At 40.2% G+C, this 21,594-nt stretch carries 17 protein-coding genes and 2 pseudogenes; 12 read left to right on the top strand and 7 right to left on the bottom strand.

Annotation, left to right across the window (positions count from 1 at the left end; genetic code table 11):
* Positions 1-360, top strand: a 360-nt coding sequence (locus RMZ43_RS00170; protein ID WP_428850681.1) for a tetratricopeptide repeat protein, incomplete at its 5' end; no start/stop codon positions are given.
* Positions 361-597: 237 nt separating this feature from the next.
* Positions 598-984: a hypothetical protein gene (locus tag RMZ43_RS00165; protein ID WP_428850680.1), complete on the top strand. Its 387-nt coding sequence runs from the start codon at positions 598-600 to the stop codon at positions 982-984.
* Positions 985-1,285: 301 nt separating this feature from the next.
* Here RMZ43_RS00165 and RMZ43_RS00160 read toward each other — a convergent pair whose 3' ends face one another.
* The gene (locus RMZ43_RS00160) at positions 1,286-3,919 is read right to left on the bottom strand and encodes a sensor histidine kinase (RefSeq protein WP_322652942.1); all 2,634 of its coding nucleotides are present in this window, start codon (positions 3,917-3,919) and stop codon (positions 1,286-1,288) included.
* Positions 3,920-4,337: 418 nt separating this feature from the next.
* Positions 4,338-5,696, bottom strand: coding sequence for a sensor histidine kinase (locus tag RMZ43_RS00155; RefSeq protein WP_322652941.1), 1,359 nt, complete (start codon positions 5,694-5,696; stop codon positions 4,338-4,340).
* A gap of 192 nt (positions 5,697-5,888) precedes the next feature.
* Here RMZ43_RS00155 and RMZ43_RS00150 point away from each other — a divergent pair, with 192 nt between their 5' ends.
* Positions 5,889-6,653, top strand: coding sequence for a Uma2 family endonuclease (locus RMZ43_RS00150; RefSeq protein WP_322652940.1), 765 nt, complete (start codon positions 5,889-5,891; stop codon positions 6,651-6,653).
* A 100-nt stretch (positions 6,654-6,753) separates the two neighbouring features.
* Entirely contained in the window at positions 6,754-7,899 is a 1,146-nt protein-coding gene (locus RMZ43_RS00145; RefSeq protein ID WP_322652939.1) for an S-layer homology domain-containing protein, read from the top strand.
* A gap of 147 nt (positions 7,900-8,046) precedes the next feature.
* On the opposite strand, the gene RMZ43_RS00140 is transcribed toward RMZ43_RS00145, so the two are convergent.
* Positions 8,047-8,484: a CAAD domain-containing protein gene (locus RMZ43_RS00140; protein ID WP_322651881.1), complete on the bottom strand. Its 438-nt coding sequence runs from the start codon at positions 8,482-8,484 to the stop codon at positions 8,047-8,049.
* Positions 8,485-9,617: 1,133 nt separating this feature from the next.
* Here RMZ43_RS00140 and RMZ43_RS00135 point away from each other — a divergent pair.
* The 6 genes and pseudogenes from RMZ43_RS00135 (at position 9,618) to RMZ43_RS00110 (ending at position 15,222) form a co-directional block, all read left to right on the top strand.
* Positions 9,618-11,291, top strand: coding sequence for a sensor histidine kinase (locus RMZ43_RS00135; RefSeq protein WP_322652938.1), 1,674 nt, complete (start codon positions 9,618-9,620; stop codon positions 11,289-11,291).
* Positions 11,292-11,434: 143 nt separating this feature from the next.
* Positions 11,435-11,880 (top strand): annotated as a pseudogene (locus RMZ43_RS00130) (IS1 family transposase); the annotation flags it as partial.
* 175 nt (positions 11,881-12,055) lie between these two features.
* Complete coding sequence (locus RMZ43_RS00125; protein WP_322652937.1) at positions 12,056-12,220, top strand: hypothetical protein; 165 nt, start codon at positions 12,056-12,058, stop codon at positions 12,218-12,220.
* A 67-nt stretch (positions 12,221-12,287) separates the two neighbouring features.
* Positions 12,288-13,280, top strand: coding sequence for a hypothetical protein (locus RMZ43_RS00120; RefSeq protein ID WP_322652936.1), 993 nt, complete (start codon positions 12,288-12,290; stop codon positions 13,278-13,280).
* Between the two features lie 2 nt (positions 13,281-13,282).
* Entirely contained in the window at positions 13,283-14,476 is a 1,194-nt protein-coding gene (locus RMZ43_RS00115) for a hypothetical protein (RefSeq protein WP_322652935.1), read from the top strand.
* A complete protein-coding gene (locus tag RMZ43_RS00110) occupies positions 14,470-15,222 on the top strand; it encodes a hypothetical protein (RefSeq protein ID WP_322652934.1) in 753 nt (250 codons plus the stop codon). Before RMZ43_RS00115 ends, RMZ43_RS00110 begins: the two co-directional genes overlap by 7 nt.
* A 27-nt stretch (positions 15,223-15,249) precedes the next feature.
* Here the strand turns inward: RMZ43_RS00110 and RMZ43_RS00105 are convergent.
* The 4 genes and pseudogenes from RMZ43_RS00105 to RMZ43_RS00090 all read right to left on the bottom strand — a co-directional run.
* Positions 15,250-15,507: pseudogene (locus RMZ43_RS00105) on the bottom strand (IS701 family transposase); the annotation flags it as partial.
* Positions 15,508-15,964: 457 nt separating this feature from the next.
* Positions 15,965-16,666 (bottom strand): carbonic anhydrase, encoded by a 702-nt coding sequence (locus RMZ43_RS00100; RefSeq protein WP_322653061.1) that lies wholly within the window; start codon positions 16,664-16,666, stop codon positions 15,965-15,967.
* Positions 16,667-16,694: 28 nt separating this feature from the next.
* On the bottom strand, positions 16,695-17,006 hold the full coding sequence (locus RMZ43_RS00095; RefSeq protein ID WP_322652933.1) for a P-II family nitrogen regulator: 312 nt from the start codon (positions 17,004-17,006) through the stop codon (positions 16,695-16,697).
* Positions 17,007-17,010: 4 nt separating this feature from the next.
* Positions 17,011-17,979, bottom strand: coding sequence for a sodium-dependent bicarbonate transport family permease (locus RMZ43_RS00090; protein ID WP_322651878.1), 969 nt, complete (start codon positions 17,977-17,979; stop codon positions 17,011-17,013).
* A gap of 459 nt (positions 17,980-18,438) precedes the next feature.
* On the opposite strand from RMZ43_RS00090, the gene RMZ43_RS00085 reads away from it, so the two are divergent.
* Positions 18,439-19,140, top strand: coding sequence for a glutathione S-transferase family protein (locus tag RMZ43_RS00085; protein ID WP_322652932.1), 702 nt, complete (start codon positions 18,439-18,441; stop codon positions 19,138-19,140).
* Positions 19,141-19,256: 116 nt separating this feature from the next.
* Complete coding sequence (pcrA, locus tag RMZ43_RS00080) at positions 19,257-21,578, top strand: DNA helicase PcrA (protein ID WP_322652931.1); 2,322 nt, start codon at positions 19,257-19,259, stop codon at positions 21,576-21,578.
* Positions 21,579-21,594: the final 16 nt, after the last annotated feature.

Genomic DNA, 21,594 nt, shown 5'->3' with positions numbered 1-21,594 from the left:
AGCGAAGCCTTAGAGCGCTACGAAGCAGCATTGGCATTCTACCGCGACATAGGCGATCGCTTGGGTGAAGCTAATACATTAAAAGCAATCGGCATCTTGCAAGAAAATTTGACTTTGGGTTTAGAGTATTGTCAGGCAGCGTTAGAACTGTATACCCAAATTGGTGACAAGTATAGCCAAAGCCGTAATTTGATTTACTTCACATCCAAAATCCTATTAAAACTGGGACGGCAAAAAGAGGCTGTAGATGCCCTCAATCGCGCTATTGAGCTTGCTAGAGAGATTCCCTATCAAATCTTTGTAGAAGATGCCACAGCCAAACTCCAAGAAATCCAACAAAAAAATCATGGTTTTCATTGACAAAATCATGAGTTTCATTCACAAAATCATGGTTTTCATTGACAAAATCACGATTTTCATTGACAAAATCATGGTTTTCATTGACAAAATCACGATTTTCATTGACAAAATCATGATTTTTGCGCTAAATACTTAATTAATTGTTATATTAAATACTAATTTTTGAGGACTTTACTGAGCTAAGATCCAGCTTTAGTGAGGCAAACTAGCTCTAAAGCAGATAAAAAGGATACATTGATGTCTCGTCAAAAACGTACATACCGCGTTCTCGAAAAAGCTGAATTCAGAACAGCAGGACTTAAAGCTATCGATCCTACTATGAATTTTGGCGATGGGCGCAACTTAGAAAGTATGACACAATTAATTGAGCAATACCGTACCAAAATTGATGCTTATAATACTGCTCTAGCTGTGATTGACTCTTCTAAAGCTGAGATGGACGAATTGGATAGAACTTTAAGCAATCTAACTGAAAAAATGCTCTTGGGAGTTGCCTTTAAGTACGGTAAAGACAGCTATGAATATCAAATGGCGGGTGGTGTTCGCAAAAGCGATCGCATCCGAAAAAGCACAGCGACACGTTTAAAAACGACTCTTAAGGAAGCGGCTAGTGAGGATACTTGAAACTGTATCATAGCCTTAGTGGACTGGATGGAGCGATCGTAGAATAAATCGTTCCCTCCCCTTTATAAGGCTACGGTGTACACACAAGTCGAATTACCCCCCTTAATCCCCCCTTAGAAAGGGGGGAAAAAGAAATCTATCTAGTTCCCTCCCCTTTATAAGGGGAGGGTTAGGGTGGGGTAATTCAAGGACTGGTAATAATTCGATAACTTGTATCTACACTGTAGCCTTATTCTTCGGGAAGGAAGACAAAGCATAGCTTTGGCGGGGTGATTTGGGTATAACTCTCCACTCCCCATTCCTAGACTTTTTTCCACGGAAGTTTCACTGTAAAACGACTACCTTTACCTAACTGACTTTCAGCATGGACAGTACCACCATGCAACTCGACAATTTTTTGCACCATTACTAATCCTAAACCAGTACCTCTAGCATCACGGTTAGAGGAATTTTCAACTTGCACAAAAGGTTGAAATAATTGGAAAAGGTCATCGGAAAGCATACCAATACCCGTATCTACCACGCTAAAAAAGATATATTCATTCGTAGAATTTGGCTGCACTTCAATCCAAACTTTGCCTCCTTCTTTAGTAAACTTGATAGCGTTAGTCAACAGGTTGATAAATACTTGGCGGATGCGGCTTTCATCGATTTGGATGGGTTCGAGTTCTTCAGGTATTTGTACACTCAGGTGGATCTTTTTCTGGAACGCTAAATGTTTAACAAAACTCAAGCTAGAGTCACATAATCCTTGGATTGAAGTGGGAGCTAGTTGCAGTTCTATCTTGCTGGATTGGATGTCAGTAAGCTCAAGGATCTGATTAATCAATTCTAGTAAGTTCTTACCATTGGATTCAAGAGTATTTAGGGACTGGCTTTGTTCTTCATTCACGGGGCCATACACTTGATTTCGGAGTGCTTCTGTGATTCCAAGAATGGAGATTAAGGGAGTCCTCACTTGATAGCTGATATTTCCCAAAAAGGTGCTTTTGGCACGATTTGCGATTTCGGCAGTTTCTTTAGCCTCACGTAGAGCGGATTCTGCTTGTTTGCGATCGCATACTTCTAAAGTCAGGGTAACAAATTCTGCTATTGAGCTAACAAAGTTTTGCTCACTTAGTTCCCATATCCGAGGAATATCAATCTGTTCATACAATACTGTTCCTACAACTTTGCCCCCAACCCAGATTGAGGTATTAATTAGGGATACAATATTCTTCGGTTCTAGCTGTTCATCCCATAATTCTTGTATTCGTAGATCGGTGCGAGTGTCGGTGACGGCAATAATCCGCGCAGATGTGAGGGATTTAAAATAGATGGGATAATCGGCAAGGTTGCGTTCTAAACCTGCCGAATGTCTCTGACTGCTACGCTCATAGAGACTTATACATTGTAGTTTGGTGCGGTCGTCATTGAATAACCACACACTGACTCGTTCTATTTCTAAAGCATCTGCTGCTTTCTCGGTAATAACTTTGAATGCCGTTTCTAGCTTTCCTTCTGAAATCGCCCTGTTATTTGCCAGTTCTGCCAACACCTGATGATGCTTTTCCAGTTTTTGCTCACTGTTGATTCGTACTTGAATCTCTTGCTGTAATTCTTGAGTTTGCTGCTTAACTTGCAATTCTAACTCTTCATTTTTGGTTATCTGTGCAGTAAAGGTTTTCCGTAACTGCTGCATCATCTCATTAAAAGATGCACCCAGCACCTCTAGTTCTTTAATGCCCTGTACTACCACCACTGATTCTTTACAATTAGTAAAATCGGCTAAATCTTTTGTCGCCGTGCTGAAGTACAAAATTGGCTGAGTTATCCAACGGGCGGTGATAATTCCCAGGAAAGTAGCTAATCCTAATGCTCCCAGACAGAGAAAAATTATGGTTTGAGTGTTGCGATCAATTTGTCCCATAAAGTCTGCTTCTGGAACAGCCACTACTATTAACCAATTGACATTTAGTTCATCCTCTAAAGGTCTAATTTCTAAAAATTGCCGTTTGCCTTCAAAGGAAAAATCTAGTTGCTGTAAACTTTGAATCTGGTCAAAGTTACTAAATTTAGTTGTTAAATATTTAGCGCTTGCTTGAGTCAAAGAATTCCTACTTTGGGAAGCTGGCAACCTAATAGGTTTACCATTTTGTAAGCGGAATGGTTTTTCGGTTGTGGAACTTGCGACTAATAGCCCCGATCGCTCGATAATAAAAACTTGCCCAGACTTGCCAACTTTAATATTTTGCAGCAAATCCCCAATTTGTGATATATGAGTTAAAGCACTGTTGACACCGAGTAACTGACCTTGGAAATTATATATAGGTTGAGATGCACTAATCAGAAGTGTTGGTTCGGTGAGGGGTGTAAAAATCTGACTAAAGGTGAATTTTTTGGCGGTAACTGCTGCTTGATAATCAGGACGCGATCGCACATCATAGTTTTTGATCGCCTCTGGAAGTTGGGTACGTTGACCAAGAGAGTCAATTTTATAAGTGTATAGGTCGTACCCAGTTGACTTGTCGGATTTTCTGAGTAAAAATTGGCGATCATTAAGCTTTTCCACCGCTAAGTGTTCTTGCTGTTCATTGCTTGCCGTCAAAGCAATGGCATCAGGAAAAATCTCTAACTGCTTTATTAAATATGACTCCCAGGTTGCCAAATTTTCCATCTTCAGCAACCCGATGTCAATGATATTTTGATTACCGTGCAGTTCTTCACGCAAAGTTGAGAAATAAGTCTGTAAATTCTCTTCTACTCGATTAGCGACTTCATAACGCAATTCGCTAGCTGCCTCATTGACTGCCTTTTGCCCATTGTGAATCGATAAATATCCAGTTAATCCCACAGCTAGCAAGATTTGCAGCAGAAACAACGCTACCAAAATGCGATGTAAGGGTACGCCTCTAAACAGAGAAAAAACACCATTTTGCCCAGTATTTTTATTCATCTGCCCACTCCCCCTGCCTGTCCTGTAGTGCTAAGTACAACACCTCGACTTTGCTTTTCTGTGGGCTTATACATAGTTTGTACTCGGTCGGGTCAAGAGCCAATATAGCACTTATGGTAAAACAACAAAACGTTAGTTGACTGCACCGATAGATTTTACCAGTCAAATATTGCGATCATTAAAATAACTAGTACCTTAGGGGCTGCTAGATCCCCGACTTCTTTAATAAGTCGGGGATCTGAACATCATTAAAAATAGAGCAATACTTTTGACTTTCCCGAACGCGCACAGCGTCTCCAAGAGTTAGGGTGAACTTTTGCAAGAGATTCCATGACTTGCACTCACAAGGAACAATGAAAATATTTTTTCCCACTCCCCACTCCCCACTCCCTACTCGCAATTTTCAAGACAGGTCTAATTAAACTAAAGGTAATAATATTTCAAATTTTGTACCTATACCAGCCTGTGAATGGAAACTTAATTTTCCACCATGTCTCACTGTTATAATTCGATAACTTACTGCTAAACTGGTATTTTTACTATTCTTCGTTTCAAGAGAAAACGACTCCATAATTTGCTGTTGCAATTCTTGAGACATTCCAGGGCCATTGTCAGAAATGCGAATTATTATCCAGCGAGAATCTGGTGCATTTGGGTTGCTTGCTTCTTGAGAAATTACTTCTGTAGTAATCTCGATTCGGGGTTTTTGAAGAGTTTTTGTATCTTCTCGATTCAACTGTTGCCGCACTGCTTCATTGAGTAAAGTATCTACAAGTTCACTGAAAATATTCATCAAAACCTGGTTCAACTGCCCCATAAAGCAATATAATGGAGGTAATTGACCGTAATATTTTACAATTTCAATTTCTCCTTGAAGACGGCTATTAATTAATAAAATAATACTATCAATACAAGCGTGTAAATCCACTGGTTTGGGATAAAGTTCATCGATATGACAGAAATTTTGTAAACTGGTGACAAGTTTTTTTAATCTTTCCGCTCCAGTGCGGATACTAGCAAGCGATCGCAACAAATCTTGTTCTAAAAAATCAAATTCAATCTCTTCTTTAATATTATTAATTGCTTGGGAAGCTAATGGTAACTCTTTTTCATAAGCCGCTATCAGCTTGAGCAAATCTTGGCTGTAGTTTGAAACGTAAGTTATATTACCCCAAATAAAACCCACTGGGTCTAAAATTTCGTGCGCTACACCGTCTACCAAACGTCCCAAATTTGCCATTTTATCATTTTGAATCATTTGGGCTTGGCTGCGTTCATATCGTACCAGATTGTCGATTCCTCGAATCTGCCAAGAAATAATGTTCAATTCTTGAACATCTAACAATCTATAAGCACCAGATTCTGTTTCTACTACAATTGGTTCTGCTAATAATTCTGGCGATCGCTTTAAACTAAGTTGCATCGCAGTTAAAATCGATGTTGTATCAGCAAGCAGCAACATCGGTATCCGCGCATAGCTGTAGAGAACGGCTAATGGTTGCTGAACAAATAACTCTTGTCCAAATGGGCGAATCAAAAATTCCAGCAGTCGCCGCCGCGAAATCATCCCAACGAACTTTCCCTGTTCTACCAAAATTACTCCTGGTAGGAGGGGGTATTTTTCCAAAAAACTAGCCACTTCCATACCAGTGTGATTGATTTCCACTGGAAAGTTGTACATTGGTAGTTCTTGGAGGGTTGAATTTAAATCAAGATCGCGATCGCTACCAAGAGACACAAATGGCGGTGAGATTTGGCAACTGAATTCTTCTGGCACTATACACCCTGATTTTTACAAATAATATTAGGTAAACGATAAGTCAATATTTTACATTCTGTCACCTTATAAATACGATTCCGGTTTCGGTATCTACCGTAAGGCAGAAGTCCATCTTAAGCCAGTGCGCTCTTGCAAGTCATCGCAAGCTACACTAAAAACAACCTTTACAAAAAGTGCAAAGGTAGCGTTATGACCTCTGTAACCAATCCATCCACGGCCCTCACTCCTTTTCCTGACCATACCCAGCTTCCAGAATCTGATGGCACTTTTGTGTTCGCGGAGCGTGCCGAAGGCAAAAATTGGCAAGAGCATCCCCAAAGTATCTTACTAACTGACTCGATTACACCCGTCCTCAAGCAAATAAATCCTGAAGGTCAATATTGTATTGGACAGGATTTAGGCATTTACTGGCGCTTGACTGATCCTCTTGAAAAAGGCGCAGAAGCACCAGATTGGTTTTATGTACCGAATGTACCGCCTACACTAGATGGGCAAACGCGACGTTCTTATGTATTGTGGCGAGAGTTTATTGCTCCGTTGATTGTCTTAGAATTTGTCTCTGGTGATGGTAGTGAAGAACGAGATAAAACTCCTTGGAAGGGTAAATTTTGGATTTATGAGCAGGTAATTCGTCCTCCCTTCTACGGCATTTATGAGGCGAGTAAAGCCAGTCTAGAACTTTATCATTTGATTGAAGGACAGTATCAGGTTTTAACAGCAAATGAACGAGGACATTATCCCATAGGCCCCTTAGAAGTTGAATTAGGTTTATGGCTAGGAGTTTATCAGAATGTGGAATTACCCTGGTTGCGTTGGTGGGATTTACAAGGCAATTTGTTGTTGAGTGGCGATGAAAGGGCTGAACAAGAACGTCAAAGGGCTGAACAGGAACTTCAAAGAGCCGATCGCCTAGCTGCCCAATTGCGATCGCTCGGTGTTGAACCAGAACCCTAATATTTTTCTATGAATTATAAATTACGAATTACGAATTACGAATTAAATTTGTGGCTTAATTTGTTTAGACACAAATTTTACTCCTACCAGGGTAATCACGATGACAAATAGACCTCCTTCTGAACCGGAGTCATCCCAAAAAACTGCCCTTGGCTTTGATGAATTTATAGCCATATTGGTTGCCTTCGCCACTATCGGAGCGATTCTTTTTTGGTCATTGTCCCGCAGGGATTCTAGCTGGAACTTAAACGGGTTGCTGTCGCCTTCCCCTACTCCCTCTAGAAGTGTTCAACCAAATCAAGTATTGCCCTTCCCTACTCCCAAGGTAGAACCAAATGCAGCCCCCAATAACCTTTTGCCGTCATCTCCACCTGAGGCTGTTGTTGAACCCAAGGCACCTGCATTCCCAAGTTCTTCTGGCGCAGTGTTACCATCTGCTCAGGTAATCCCAACTCAATACCCACAACCACAGACACCTGTATCCTCTTCAACAGGGCTTGAGTCATCAATAATTACATCATCAGCCTTGCCTTTAGTAACTCCAGCAAAACAAAAATCTATTATTCCGCCACCAATTGCATTTAACGATGTGCCTGATAACTTTTGGGGTCGGCGTTTTATAGATGTTCTTTCTTCCCGTGGTATTCTCAAGGGGTTTCCTGATTATTCTTTTAGACCAAATCAGCCTGTAAACCGTGCTGAATTTGCTACTATCCTGCAAAAAGCCTTTAACCAAGAACCGTCTAAGAGTGCGATCGCATTTCAAGATGTACCTGCAAAATTTTGGGCTAATTCAGCAATTGACCAAGCCATCAGTGCCGGATTTCTCAAAGGCTACCCGAAAAAAACCTTCAAACCACAACAAAATATTACACGAGTGCAAGTTCTAGTTGCCCTTGTTAGTGGGTTGAATTTAAAAAAACCCACTTCCCAAAATCAGATTTTAAGTGTCTATAAAGATGCTAAAAATATTCCAAGCTATGCCACTAGCAAAATAGCTGCTGCTACAGCCAATGGTCTGGTAGTTAACTATCCAAATTCACAAATTCTTGCTCCCAACAAAGCAGCTACTAGGGCTGAAGTAGCGGCGATGATTCATCAAGCTTTAGTAAAACGGGGCAAGTTGGCAAGAATTTCATCTCAAAATATAGTGCGTAGACCTAGCCCCTCGCAGGCATCGGGTAGCATGTCTCCAAAACTCTCGCCTACTCCAAAGCAGAATCTAAAAAGTTCAACTCAGGGATAGGATAATCGAACTTACGTTAAACCAAAACTGATAGGAAACTACCTCTAGAAGTCTGATCGCCACAAGTCGACGATCAGACTTCAGTGATTTGCAATTAGAGCTTACTTAAGCTATGTATTGCGTCTCATAGAGAAGCGATTATCGCTATTAAGCTTCTGGAATTTGTTGACCAACTACTTGTGATTTAAGAGTAGTGATTTCAGTAGTCAACTCTTTTCTGGTTGAGGCTTTGAGCAAATAGCGGTAAACAAACCAAGCAGAGTAACCAATACCGATTAACTCAAAAGTAGGTGCTACCAAGGGGATATCATTCAAAGCATCTAATATTGCCAAGAGTACTTTAACCCCAACAATTGATCCCACAATTAAACCAACAGTGATCAAGGGTTGCTTATATTGATTAAAGAAGGCTCCCAGATATTCTGGCAATGTTGCTAAAAAGGTAGAAATTTGCTCACCATATTTTTGCCATTCATCTTGAGACTGTGCGGGAGGCTGGAGTTTAGTGATGGTTCCTGTTTGGCTGTTGATCTCTGCCACTGTAGTCTCTTTGGATGCGGTTTCAGTAAATTCTTGTTCTGGCATTTTCACTCCTATAAATTTGACAGTTGAGTTTTTCTAATCAGGATAATTACAACCAAAAGGCTGTTGATTGGGTAATGCACTTGTGCATTAGTACAATTGCGTAAAGGGCAGAAAAAGGTTTTAGTGTCCTATAACTATAATTGCCCCCTAATATCTACTGCATCAACTACAAGGTAGACACTCAGGATGAGGATAGAACTAAGAAGGCAGCAGAATGTACTCTGGTTAAGTTTCTGAGTTCTTTTCTTGAATCAACTGGAATCCTCTGATTGTGATTATCCCATTCCGTGTCATTCGCTCATAATCGTACTAAATTTAAGTACAAATCTGGCAAAAATCAGCCCACCTCTCATTTATATAAGCCTAAAACCCGATTTTAGCCGATATTAAAGCTATCTTAAGCTGCATTCGTATTGATATTAATACGTAATAAAATTTTTTTTGTGTTCCCACAGACTAGACTTTTAAGCTATTTTATGATATCCCTACCTTGAAGATGGGGGAGCAGAGGGGACAAGGGGACAAGGGGACAAGGGGACAAGGGGACAAGGGGACAAGGGGACAAGGGGACAAGGGGACAAGGTGACAAGGTGACAAAAGTTTAGAGCTTCCAACAAGTCTTTCCCCTTGTCCCCAATTCTCAAGAGTCCCCAAGTCCTCTTTGCCAATGCCCCATGCTCAACGAATGTCAAAGCTTTTGTTTTTTTCCTGATTGTATTAATTTTATAAGGAAGCAGTTAAGGTAGAGTAGTGACATACTTGATGGTAATAACTCATTGTTATTAACTGCATATTAAGGAAAGTGTTGTGATAAGGAGAAGACAGTTTAAAATAGGTCTTTAGTGGAGAGAATTATTTGGTGCTGCTGAAAAAAGTGAATTCTATTCACTATCAGTAAATGTACTTATCAGTCTTGCTGTCAAAACTACCCATACTATATAAGGATATGTGAATTATATAGTAAGTAATGATTTGCTATTGCTATAAAAGAAGATAATGTAAATGTTAATCACCAATTAAAGTGTTTGCACAAGCTAAACTGATTTGGTGATTTTTGCGGGAAGGCAAGGAAGTTTGAGAAATACCTTCCTCAAAAGCCAACCCCTATCGACAGCAGTTCAGAAAGCAAAAAAGTGTCAGCCGAAGAGCCATCGACAGACGAACTCCCAACTATAGAATTTCCCTCACGAGGGAAACTCAAAGCCAGTTCCTGGCGCATCCATCAAAAAATTGGCTATGGGTACTTTGTAGCTATCGGAATTGGCTTTTTTGGCTCGCTGACTGGGTTAGTGATCGCCAATTACTACCGGGGAAGGGAAGTTAGGCAATTCAATCAAGCTTATGAACAAGGGCAACTACTGAGTAATTATAAAGATGCAGTAGTCGGGGCGCAATTACATAGCTCTAACCTAGTTGCTGTATTGGAAAATTCACAACAGCTACAAAGCAAAAAAGCCGATTTTCTGAATAATGTTGAAAAAGCCAAGCAACTAGAGTCAAAAATTGGCGGATTTATCGACAGTAAACCCAAAAGACTAGCCGCAACAAGTTCGACTTTACAGGCGTTATTGCAGGATTATAAGACAAATTTAAAAGCTTACGTTGACCAAATAGAAGTCGTCTTACAGAAAATTGATACCCAAAAAGTGCAGCCTGGGCAGATTTCTTCTGCCCGATCGCAGTTATTGGCAATAATGCGTGGTGATACAGCCATTCGGCTAGAACAGCTTTCTCAAAGCTTGACTAACATCCTGCAAACTGCCCAAGAACAAGAGCAAGAAAGGCAAAAAGCCGTTGAGCAGGCAAAAATTGTTGAGCGATTGATCGTGATTGTGAGTATGCTGGTTTCGGTGGCGATCGCAGCCATTGTAGCTTGGCGTACCAGTCGAGCGATCGCTGAACCAGTTATCACTGTCACCCAAGTAGCTGAACAAGTTGCAAGGAAACATAATTTTGATTTGCGAGCGCCTGTTACTACTGAAGATGAAATTGGCCTACTCGCCAAATCTTTAAATCGTCTGATTGAGCGAGTATCTGAGCGAACAAAAGACCTACAACAAGCTAAAGAATTAGCTGAAGCTGCTAGCAAAGCAAAAAGCGTATTTTTGGCCAATGTCAGCCACGAATTACGCACACCATTAAATGCTGTCATTGGCTTAAGCCAACTACTAGAAGACGACGCTACCGATCTTGGTTTATCGCCAGACTTTATCACCGACTTAGAAACAATTAACGCTGCTGGTAAACATCTGCTGCACTTGATTAACGAAATCCTCGACTTGTCAAAAATTGAAGCGGGGAAAATGGCCCTCTATCCAGAGACATTCGAGATTGCGACGCTGATTCATAATGTTGTCCTCACTGTAAAACCAGCTATAGAAAAAAATGCCAATGTTTTAGAAGTGCATTTTGATGAGCAACTTGGCATGATGTACGCCGATCAAACTAGAATGCGGCAGGTGTTGTTAAACTTACTTAGCAACGCCAGTAAATTTACTACAAACGGCAAAGTGACGCTGACAGTCAAAAGAGAAAAGGATGAATTCCGACCAGAGGCTCCTTTGGGCATGATTACTTTCACTGTTACTGACACAGGCATAGGCATGTCTCAAGGTCAACAGCAGCAGTTATTTAAACCTTTTACACAAGGAGATACCTCGACTACGAAAAAGTATGGAGGTACGGGATTGGGGTTAGCAATTAGCCGTCACTTTTGCCAGATGATGGGTGGTGAGATTATTGTCAAAAGTCAGCCCGGAGTCGGTTCTACTTTCACTATTCGTCTGCCAATGACTATACAGGATTGAATGGGCTGGGGCATAGGGCAAATTACCCTCCTTAATCCCCCCGATGTATTGAGGGAAACGGGAATCTAGTTCCCTCCCCAATACATACGGGGAGGATTAGTGTGGGGTAAAACCTTGGTTAACGGGACTTTAACAAAATTTAAGAACAACTGCCAGATGCGCCACCAATCAACGAGATTCCAGAAGTTGGAGAACTAGATGAATTAGAAACTTTTGTGAGGTCAAAAAAAATAAAATTTGGTTGTCGACAGCAGTAAATCACTTTCGTCAAGGGATTTTGGCTTGGGTATTGGGAGACCATAGCGCAGAAACATTTAAACCTTTGTGGGATATTGTTTGTTGTTGGCAGTGCTATTTTTACGTCACAGATGGATGGAAAGTTTACCCAAGTTTTATCGAGCCAGGAGACCATATTGTCAGTAAAACATATATGACCAGAGTAGAAGGTGAGAATACGCGTTTACGTCATTATCTAGCACGACTGCATCGAAAAACATTATGCTATTCCAAATCAGTAGATATGCTTAAATATTCGATTCGATTGTTACTCCATTATTTGAAGTATAGAGAAATACCTGTATTTAGCTGATTCATCCCGCATTTATGCAACGCCAGAAATGTTTATTCAAAGGCGATCACGTTCCTTATTGTATCACCCCCAGTTGCTCTTCTTACTCGAAAAAATGCTGAAGTAAAAAAACAGCCTATCACTTAATTAAAAAAACATAACAAGTAAATTCTATTAGCCTTATAGAATGATATATGTGGCTAATAGCGTTTTGTTGACTACAATGACTGACTTTAACAACATTACCGCCCAAAACCAAACAATTCCTACTCCTACTGTCCCAGTATCTCCTGCACCTACTTATACCAATTCCAATTTCATCGTATCTTTTACAACTAGTACAGAAACGAAAAAGCCTTAAAAACACTTTGTAAATTCGGTGAGAATCTATCGAGATAACGCTTTTAATTAACTAACGAAAAAATGAAATGAAACAAGTAAAAGTCTCATTGCTGTTTAGTCTGATTTTAACTACTGGTCTAAGCACAATAGCTATTGCAGCACGCTTCAACCCAATCACGACTAGAGGCATGAATGTCCTATCACGTTCGGTCGTTCTAGCCTACGGTGGTGTTGTATTGCAAGGAACTACAGAGTTCCGCGACAGCTCAGGCAAGATAGTTTCACCGCGTAATTTACAACTTCAACTCAATGCTCAGCTCGATAAAAATGAGCAAATTTGCATAGTTTACCGGAAAACTTGCTATGGAATCGAAATATCCTCTCAAAATGCTATACCTTTGGCAACTTGGGTTTTTAGTGGTCAAACAGGGGCATTTACCGCATTCACTAACCAAGAGGAAGCTGAAGAAGGATCATTAAGAGAAGTTGAGGAAGGTTATGCACCTGCTGAATTAACCAAAGGAACGATACCTCAAATACTTGCATTCATTGACTTAAACGACTACTCCTCAGGTCTTCTCTCGGAATTCTTTAATGATAGTCAGATTAGAGCTAAGTATAATAAGCGATTGGGTTCTGGCTTCGATCCTAAGTCTTATCAGTCTGAAAAAGACAGCTATATTTGGACGGATATAGACACTAAATACAAGGCACAACTAATTAATAAACAGGTTCAGTCAACGGGTCTTATTAATAAATACTATTGGCAATTGTATCAAGGAGTCCAGTATCCCTATATAAAAAGAGTGGAGCGAGCGTGTACTCCTGAGAGCATTAAGGCTACTAATAACAAGTATTGTTCACTAGTATCTTATTTTACTCCACAAGAAGTAGAGTCGCTTTACCAAAAACAAAAAGAAGCACTGTTGTTGACTCAGACAACAGCTATTTTTCGCACTTTTGCAGACGATAATTGTGAAGAATTAAGGCGGTTTGTCAAAGCACATAGCCAAAATTATAAATTCCCTCCGAATCAGTGTGACAAATTAAGAGAGTTAGCTAAGGAAGCAAAATCATAATCATGTCACTACTTCTCTATCATTGCTTTCCTCGTCACTTATCAACATTTCGATCTGAAATAAATCGGGATATTATAGTTTCAGAAGAGTTATATCATCAAATCGGAAATCTGCTACTAAAATCGATTTTAGAAAATGGGCTGCTACTGACTCCTGAATCTTTTTCTGTTCGTGATTCACAATATTTGCACAGGCAGAATCTCTGGGAATGGCAGACACCTAGCCAGGAACAAATCGGTAATCGATTTCAAATGCAGCAGGTTCGTGCTTGTTTTACATTGGCAACAGCTTTTGAACTGAAACGACCAATTCCAGGAACATCACCTTTATCATCTCATAATCAAGGAGCAAGTTCTCTCATATCTCATTTCGATCTTTTCGGTGGTTTTGCCATTGGATTAGATCCGATTGAAGCACGGAGTTTAGGTGCTATTCCTACAATCTATCACTACCCTCCTGTAAATAATTATACATCACCTTTGTATAGTTATGGCACAGGTTCTACTCTGAGCTTTGAACTAATTTCTCGTCTAATAGAGGCACGTAAACTTCTAATTGGATTGGCGTATATTGAGGCATTAGCTGATGGTAATTGTGAGCATAGTTTAACCATTAGACAATTGCAAGAAATGGGACAAACTCTCGATGACGAACCTAAGTCAGTTATCGAGGCTGCTTCCCATCTAAATAAGAATTTAGCAAAGCAAATCTATCCACTTTTTGATACTGAAAGAGTTCCTATTTGGAATATAATTGAGCATATAGAACTTCTTTTAAGCCTTTTTCAAGTAGCCGACTCTCTAAAACGAGATCGTCCTTTGGCATATTTTCAACAAAAGGAATGGCGTATAATTCAATATAATAAGCAAGGACTAGATTGCAAACCATTATTTGTAAAAGAATCTAACCAACGTAATCATGAGAAAATCGATAAACTGCTTGACTATTCCTATCAAATTGACAATTTGCTTAAAAAACCAGTATTTCAAACAATGTTTGATAGAATAGAAAATACTAGAAATTTTTGGTTACTGATGAGCTGTGACCGCCTTAATTTTCGTGATTTTATCAAACAAATTATTGTTCCTGATTGTGCTCTAGAATCTACACAAGCTCTTGTATCAAAAGTTTACTTAAAAAGAAATATACCAAGAGTAATTTCACATAGCCAAATAACAGAGGAAGAAACTTGCTAATTAGCACTACTTCATTGCCCAACTGGACAGCAAGCCTTCAAGTGATTTCCAGCGTTCTAGTTCCTATCTTGGTTGCGTTAATTGGATACATAATTAATAGAAGCCTCGGAATACTTAACAACCGCTTAGCAGTCAGCCGAGATTTAATGGAGCGCCGATTTAAAGATTTCGACGAGCTGACATCAGGACTGAACGATTTATTTTGCTATTGTACTTATGTAGGGCAATGGCGAGAAATAACGCCAATAAAAGCCCTAGAGATTAAAAGACAATTAGATAAAATGGTCTATCAAAGTCTTCCTATTTGGGGAAATAATTTCTTAACAGCTTATAGAGACTTTATAAAAGTTTGCTTTAGCGAGTATGCTGGGAGAGCGACATCTGCTAAACTTAGAGCTGATATTAATATACATAAAGAAAATTGGGGAGAGAGGTGGATTGACGAGTGGGATCAATACTTTATCCCCCAAAACAATCGCCTTGATTGGTCTTTAAAGCAGCAAGCATATAGATTTTTACTTTGGGAACAGCAAAAACCATTTCATCGACTACTTTTCGGGATTGCTCCATCTCTTTTTTCTAATCAAGTTAAGTGCGCTAAGTTATCTTATAGACGACACTTAGTACAACCAAACTATGCCAAATTAATGATGGCGATTGGAGAAAATCTTGGAGTATCGATAAAATCAAAAGATCTTTTGGCTACTTGGCGTAGATATGGCGAAGACACTGATTTAAAAAACTAACCTTAGTTAATGGGACTTAAACAAAAATCAAGCCCAAATATACCCCAAACTAGCTTTATAAGAAGCGAACAGGTCAAGATTGAGAGTCAACCAATCAAAAAAACGGAAAGACATAGCTGTTCTGAAAGCCTCTAAAGCCTCAGTAAAAGTGTTCAAAGGTTTATTAGCCCATTTTCGTCGTAACCCACCAGTCAACTGATGCCAAAGAATGAAAGTATAGGCACAGAAAACTAAAATAAAATGGCGTAGTAGGCTGATTTTATCTCGAACTTGATATTCTTTTACTCTTTTTTGCTCTTAAATTTTGTTAAAGTCCCGTTAATCAGCTATTTCAGGCTTCTGTGTACACCATAGCCTTATTCTTGGGGTGGGGTTCTTCGGCTTTAATAAGTAATCAACCGGACAAGTCTATTCGTTCAGAACACAAGTCCGTTCTCAACCGTTTGTTCTCTAGTATAGTGTAATTACTGAGCTAAAAGTTTGATATTGTTACAGAAAATGTAGTAAGCATCTCTAGCCCTGCTTTTATAGTGGTTCTCGAATGGAAGCAATACACAATAGGGCACAGCATTGCTGTGCCCCTACAAATGGTCTGTATTCTATACAATTGAGAACCGCTATATGCAACTTAAATGCTCATTAGCTTATCAGTGAACACCAAACAGTTTTTCAGTCGGGAATCAGAGTCTCCAACAATTTTTGAATTTTGAATTGTATATATTGTTGGGAATTCTCTACCGAATTAAGTAATAATAGTTACCTTCCCTGTATCTAAATCGTAACGACCTCCAACAATTTTCAATTTGCCCGATCGCACTTGCTCAGTTAAAAGCTGCGATCGCTCCAACCGTTCAATTTGATATTGCACATTTGCAACCACAGCATTCTCAACCGCATCACCTGACTGACTCTTAACCTTTTCCACTGCTGGCTTAATTGCCTTCACAAAAGTACTAATATCACCGAGTAACGATTCGTTTTGGACTGCGGCAGTCACAGCCCCACAACGTTCATGCCCCATCACCATCAGCACTGGAGAACCTAACAAGACAACCGCATATTCAATACTACCGATCGCTTCAGGCGTAGCGATATTTCCGGCAATCCGAACATCAAAAATGTCTCCAATGCCCTGATCAAAAACAATTTCGGCGGGAACTCGTGAATCCGCACAACTAAGAATAGTTGCAAATGGATGTTGAGCTTGAGCAACTTCCTGCAACCGCAGCGCCGATTGATCGGGGTATTGGGGTTGATGAGCAACAAATCGCTGATTCCCCTGCATCAGCTTTTGTAAGGCTGCATCAGGACTGAGGGATTCAGGGGAGGTTGAGGGTATTTCGGCAGCTTTAGCCTGTTCTACCCGCCAGAGTAAATCGCTGGCGGATAGCATCATTCCAAAGGCACCAGTCATCCCCAACTTCAAAAAGTCACGACGTTCCATGAAATGCTTCATTGAATTTATAACTCTCTTACATCGACGCTACACATCTGACAGAGCGAACTTCCATCACATCGGAAACGTAGCAAGTACCTCCGAATTTATTAAGAAGTGGTTTGATATTTTCGACAACCCGTTTGAGTTGTTCTGGCATACAAAAGGCGAGGATGTAAACATTATCAAGCATTGTCATATCTAAATCTTCAGTCGTTCCTCGTAATCCTTTTCCAGCAACATTGCGGATTACGGCATGGTTATGTACACCCGACTTGTCTAAACTATCTAAAATTTTGGCAAGTTCAAAGGAGTTGGCGATAATTTCTATCTTTTTAACTACGTGCATATTATTACCTCCAAAATAGGTTAATTCCGTAAAGATATAACGGAATTCCCACAATAATATTGAACGGGAATGTCACTGCTATAGCGGTAGAAACATACAGGCTGGGATTTGCTTCGGGAACAGTCATCCGCATAGCCGCCGGGACAGCGATGTAAGAAGCACTGGCACACAATACAGCGAATAATAGCGAATCTCCGCGAGGCATACCGATCAATTTGGCAATTACCAAGCCAATGCCAGCATTGACTATTGGAATTAGTATGGCAAATAAAATTAGGAAAACTCCGGTTTTTTGCAAGTCTTTAATTCTTCTAGCAGCGACTAGTCCCATATCCAGTAAAAAGAAGGTGAGAACGCCATAAAACAACCCTTGAGTAAAAGGTTCTAATGCGTGCCAACCGCGTTCTCCTGTCAAGATACCTATTAATAGACTACCGACTAATAGAAAAACTGAACTATTAAGAAATGCTTCTTGCAAAACTTCCGGCCACGAAAACTCTCGCTTTCCATCGGCGGTGAATATGTTCACCAAAATTAGACCAACTATAATCGCTGGAGATTCCATCAGAGCAAGGGCTGCCACCATGTAACCATCAAAAGTAATGCCAAGCTCAGTTAAAAAAGCGCTAGCTGTGATGAAGGTGACGGCACTGATAGAACCGTAGGTTGCGGCGATCGCAGCTGCATCGTAAGTATCCAATTTCCACTTTAGGATAAAAAAGGTGTAAATTGGCACAACACAAGCCATCATCATTGCTGCCGCGAGTGTTAAAATTACTTCCTGAGTTACACCGCTTTTAATTAGTTCTACCCCTCCTTTAAAACCAATCGCAAACAGTAGATACAACGAAAATAATTTCGGCACTGGTGCGGGAATTTCTAAATCAGACTTGACAAAAACAGCAGTCATGCCTAAAAAGAAAAACAGGATTGGCGGATTCAAAATGTTGGATACAATTAAGCTACTATCCATATCCACCTCTCCTTGTATTGGTTAAACCAGAAATTAAAGAAATTTTTCATCTTTAAAAATTTAACGGTTGAATCATGATGTATCGTGTATTGCTATCCAATGTCAATTGGGTACTCAAGGAGTGAATAGTCCTATTGGTAACAATACTTATTGGTTAGGTATTAAACAGGGTCAATCGCAGAAAAAGTTAGAGCTTGCCCAGCATTTTTTGATGTTGGATTCCCCGTCGCTGATCTTACGACGAAAGTGTAAGAAGAACTGACAATCAACCTATGTAGCGTAGAAAAAATTAATGTATTGTGGGGGCAATTTATGAATTGCCTTGACACAAATTATATAGTTTTGGAAATTTTTGGCGTAAATCCTGTAAAGACAATGCTCGCTCAAATTGCGTTCTATTAGCAGTAATCTAAGCTTTATCGTCAGGACAGCATAAAATTTTCAGGAATACAATCAATCATGCAATCAACAAAGATTAGGCTGTACGATTTGGCAGGGGCTGAGGATGATCGCCGTTTTAGTCCTAACTGTTGGCGCGTGCGACTGGCTCTACTCCATAAGGGATTGCCTTTTGAAACTGTACCTTGGCGTTTTACTGAAAAGGAAACTATTGCCTTCTCAGGACAGGGTAAGGTACCAGTAATAGTTGATCATGAGCAAGTTCTTTACGATTCTTGGGCGATCGCTCAGTATCTGGAGGAGAATTACCCTAAGTACCCATCACTATTTGGTGGAGAAGTTGGAAAGTCGTTATCCAGATTTACTACTGATTGGGTGGAAGCAGTACTCAATCCTGAAATCGTGCGATTGATTATCACAGATATTTATTTGCACCTACACGATAAAGACAAAGACTACTTCCGCCAAACACGCGAAAAGGCTTTTGGTGCAACATTGGAGGTAATTTCTGCCGACCGGGAACAACGAGTTGTTACCTTTCGTAATAGCCTAACCCCAATGCGTCGAACTCTCCAGCACCAAAGCTTCCTAGCTGGACAAACACCAGCTTGGGCAGATTATGTGGTGTTTAGCTCTTTTCAGTGGGCACGTAGCGTTAGCCCATTTCCCTTACTCGTAGCAGATGATCCCATTTTTAGCTGGCGCGATCAAATGCTTGATATTTTTGATGGCAAAGCTCGTCAGGTCTTAGCTTATGAGTAACATTCTGGTTAAGAATATTGCCAATCTTTTATTGACCAAGTTTCGTTAAGATGTTGTAACCTGGGCAATAGCAATTCTATATTGATGTGACGCCAGGCAATCGCTTTTTCACATCCATGACAACAACCATCGACTTTCTCAGTCACCTTAACCCTAGCCAACGTCAAGCTGTCGAACATTACTGCGGCCCGTTGCTAGTTGTTGCTGGCGCAGGTTCCGGCAAAACACGAGCGCTGACTTATCGCATTGCGAATCTAATCTTGAAACACCGCGTTGATCCAGAGAATATCCTGGCGGTTACTTTTACCAACAAAGCCGCACGGGAAATGAAAGACCGGATTCAACGGCTGTTTGCGGAACAGCTGGCGATGAAACAACACGGACAACGGTTGGATTTGTTGACTGAATATCAACAAGTGCAATTGCGATCGCAAGTTTACAAAAATACGATCAAAGACTTATGGTGTGGCACTTTCCATAGTCTATTTTCTCGGATTCTCCGTTTTGATATTGAAAAATATGTAGACGAAAAAGGACGCAAGTGGAATCGCAACTTTTCTATTTTTGATGAATCAGATGTTATCAGTCTGATCAAAGAAATCGTTAATAAAGAGCTAAATTTAGACGATAAAAAGTTTGACGCCCGCTCTGTTCGCTACGCTATTAGTAATGCGAAAAACCAAGGTTTATCACCCCAAGAATTTGAGCAAGACCAACCAAATTATCGAGGACGGGTAATTGCCCAAGTTTACAATTTATATCAAGAAAAATTAGCACAAAACAACGCTCTTGACTTTGACGATCTTATTCTTGTACCTACTAGATTATTTCAACAAAACGAGCAAGTATTAGGTTACTGGCATCGCAAGTTTCGTCATATCCTCGTAGATGAATATCAGGATACTAACCGCACTCAGTATCAACTGATTAATTTATTAGTTACTAATGGCGAAACCAAAAAGAGCGAATGGCAATGGGAAAATCGCTCAGTTTTTGTTGTTGGTGATGCAGACCAATCAATTTACAGCTTTCGGATGGCAGATTTTACCATCTTGTTGGGATTTCAGGAAGACTTTGGCGATGGTTTGGTAGATGATGATACCCGGACGATGGTTAAGCTAGAAGAAAACTATCGTTCTTGTGAAAACATTCTGCAAGCAGCTAATGAATTGATTGAAAATAACACCCAACGCATTGATAAAGTCCTGAAAGCGACGCGGGGAACGGGTGAACAGATTACTTGTTATAAAGCCGATGAAGAACTTGCAGAAGCGGCATTTGTAATTAATCAAATTAGCACTTTAGAACAGCAAAATCCAGAGTTAAACTGGGGTAGTTTTGCCATACTTTATCGGACGAATGCTCAATCTCGTCCCTTTGAAGAATTGTTGGTGAAATATCAAATTCCTTACACAGTTGTGGGGGGAATGAGGTTTTATGATCGCAAAGAAATTAAAGATGTCGTCGCTTATTTAAGAGCGATAAATAATCCAGCCGATACAGTTAGTTTATTGCGAGTCATCAATACTCCCCGGCGGGGAATTGGCAAAACTACTATTGATGCTTTGATAAACGCCTCCCAACAATTAGGGACAACCCTGTGGGAAATACTCAGCGATGAAACATCAGTTAATACATTAGCTGGACGGGCGACAAAAGCTGTAAATAACTTTGCCGCAATGATTAGCCGTTGGCAAGGACAAGTTGCTACGCTTCCGGTAACTGAGGTTTTACAAGGAATACTAGAAGATTCTGGTTACGTTCAAGACTTGATGAATCAAGGCACAGATGAAGCTACAGATCGGGTACAAAACGTTCAGGAACTTTACAACGCCGCGCTGCAATTTCAAGAAGAAAACGAAGAGGTTTCCCTGCAAGACTTTCTGAATAGTGCTGCCCTCAGTTCCGATTTGGATAACTTAAAAGAAGGACAAACAGCCGTTTCTTTGATGACTTTGCACGCTTCCAAAGGTTTGGAATTTCCCGTAGTATTTTTGGTGGGATTAGAACAAGGGCTATTTCCCGGCTACCGTTCCTTAAGTGACCCCGCATCTTTGGAAGAAGAACGCCGCCTATGTTATGTGGGAATTACTCGCGCCCAAGAAAGGTTGTATTTATCACACGCGCGGGAACGTCGTTTGTATGGTTCTCGTGAACCTGCGATGCGATCGCAATTTCTCGACGAATTACCAGAAGAATTATTAACTACTCAACGCCTGAGTCGTCAAACTTATACTAAAAGTGCCTCTACTTCTAATGGAAAGCAAGACACGAAGCAGAATTGGCAAGTAGGCGATCGAGTATTACATAAAACTTTTGGAATTGGTGAAATTACTCATGTTTTTGGAACGGGTAGTAAGATGTCTGTGGCAATTAAATTTGATAGCTTGGGACAGAAAATTATTGACCCAAGAGTAGCACAATTGCAAAAAGTTTAAAAAACTCACAAGCCAT

Origin of the sequence: Nostoc sp. CmiVER01 (genome assembly GCF_034531135.2) — a bacterium.
Taxonomy (GTDB): domain Bacteria; phylum Cyanobacteriota; class Cyanobacteriia; order Cyanobacteriales; family Nostocaceae; genus Nostoc.
This window is presented reverse-complemented; position numbering and strand designations above follow the sequence as displayed.

Coding starts and splice junctions, on each gene's coding strand:
- RMZ43_RS00165 (WP_428850680.1), top strand. CDS start 598: ATGTCTCGTCAAAAACGTACATACCGCGTTCTCGAAAAAGCTGAATTC.
- RMZ43_RS00160 (WP_322652942.1), bottom strand. CDS start 3,919: ATGAATAAAAATACTGGGCAAAATGGTGTTTTTTCTCTGTTTAGAGGC.
- RMZ43_RS00150 (WP_322652940.1), top strand. CDS start 5,889: ATGACCTCTGTAACCAATCCATCCACGGCCCTCACTCCTTTTCCTGAC.
- RMZ43_RS00145 (WP_322652939.1), top strand. CDS start 6,754: ATGACAAATAGACCTCCTTCTGAACCGGAGTCATCCCAAAAAACTGCC.
- RMZ43_RS00140 (WP_322651881.1), bottom strand. CDS start 8,484: ATGCCAGAACAAGAATTTACTGAAACCGCATCCAAAGAGACTACAGTG.
- RMZ43_RS00120 (WP_322652936.1), top strand. CDS start 12,288: ATGAAACAAGTAAAAGTCTCATTGCTGTTTAGTCTGATTTTAACTACT.
- RMZ43_RS00115 (WP_322652935.1), top strand. CDS start 13,283: ATGTCACTACTTCTCTATCATTGCTTTCCTCGTCACTTATCAACATTT.
- RMZ43_RS00100 (WP_322653061.1), bottom strand. CDS start 16,666: ATGGAACGTCGTGACTTTTTGAAGTTGGGGATGACTGGTGCCTTTGGA.
- RMZ43_RS00095 (WP_322652933.1), bottom strand. CDS start 17,006: ATGCACGTAGTTAAAAAGATAGAAATTATCGCCAACTCCTTTGAACTT.
- RMZ43_RS00090 (WP_322651878.1), bottom strand. CDS start 17,979: ATGGATAGTAGCTTAATTGTATCCAACATTTTGAATCCGCCAATCCTG.
- RMZ43_RS00085 (WP_322652932.1), top strand. CDS start 18,439: ATGCAATCAACAAAGATTAGGCTGTACGATTTGGCAGGGGCTGAGGAT.
- pcrA (WP_322652931.1), top strand. CDS start 19,257: ATGACAACAACCATCGACTTTCTCAGTCACCTTAACCCTAGCCAACGT.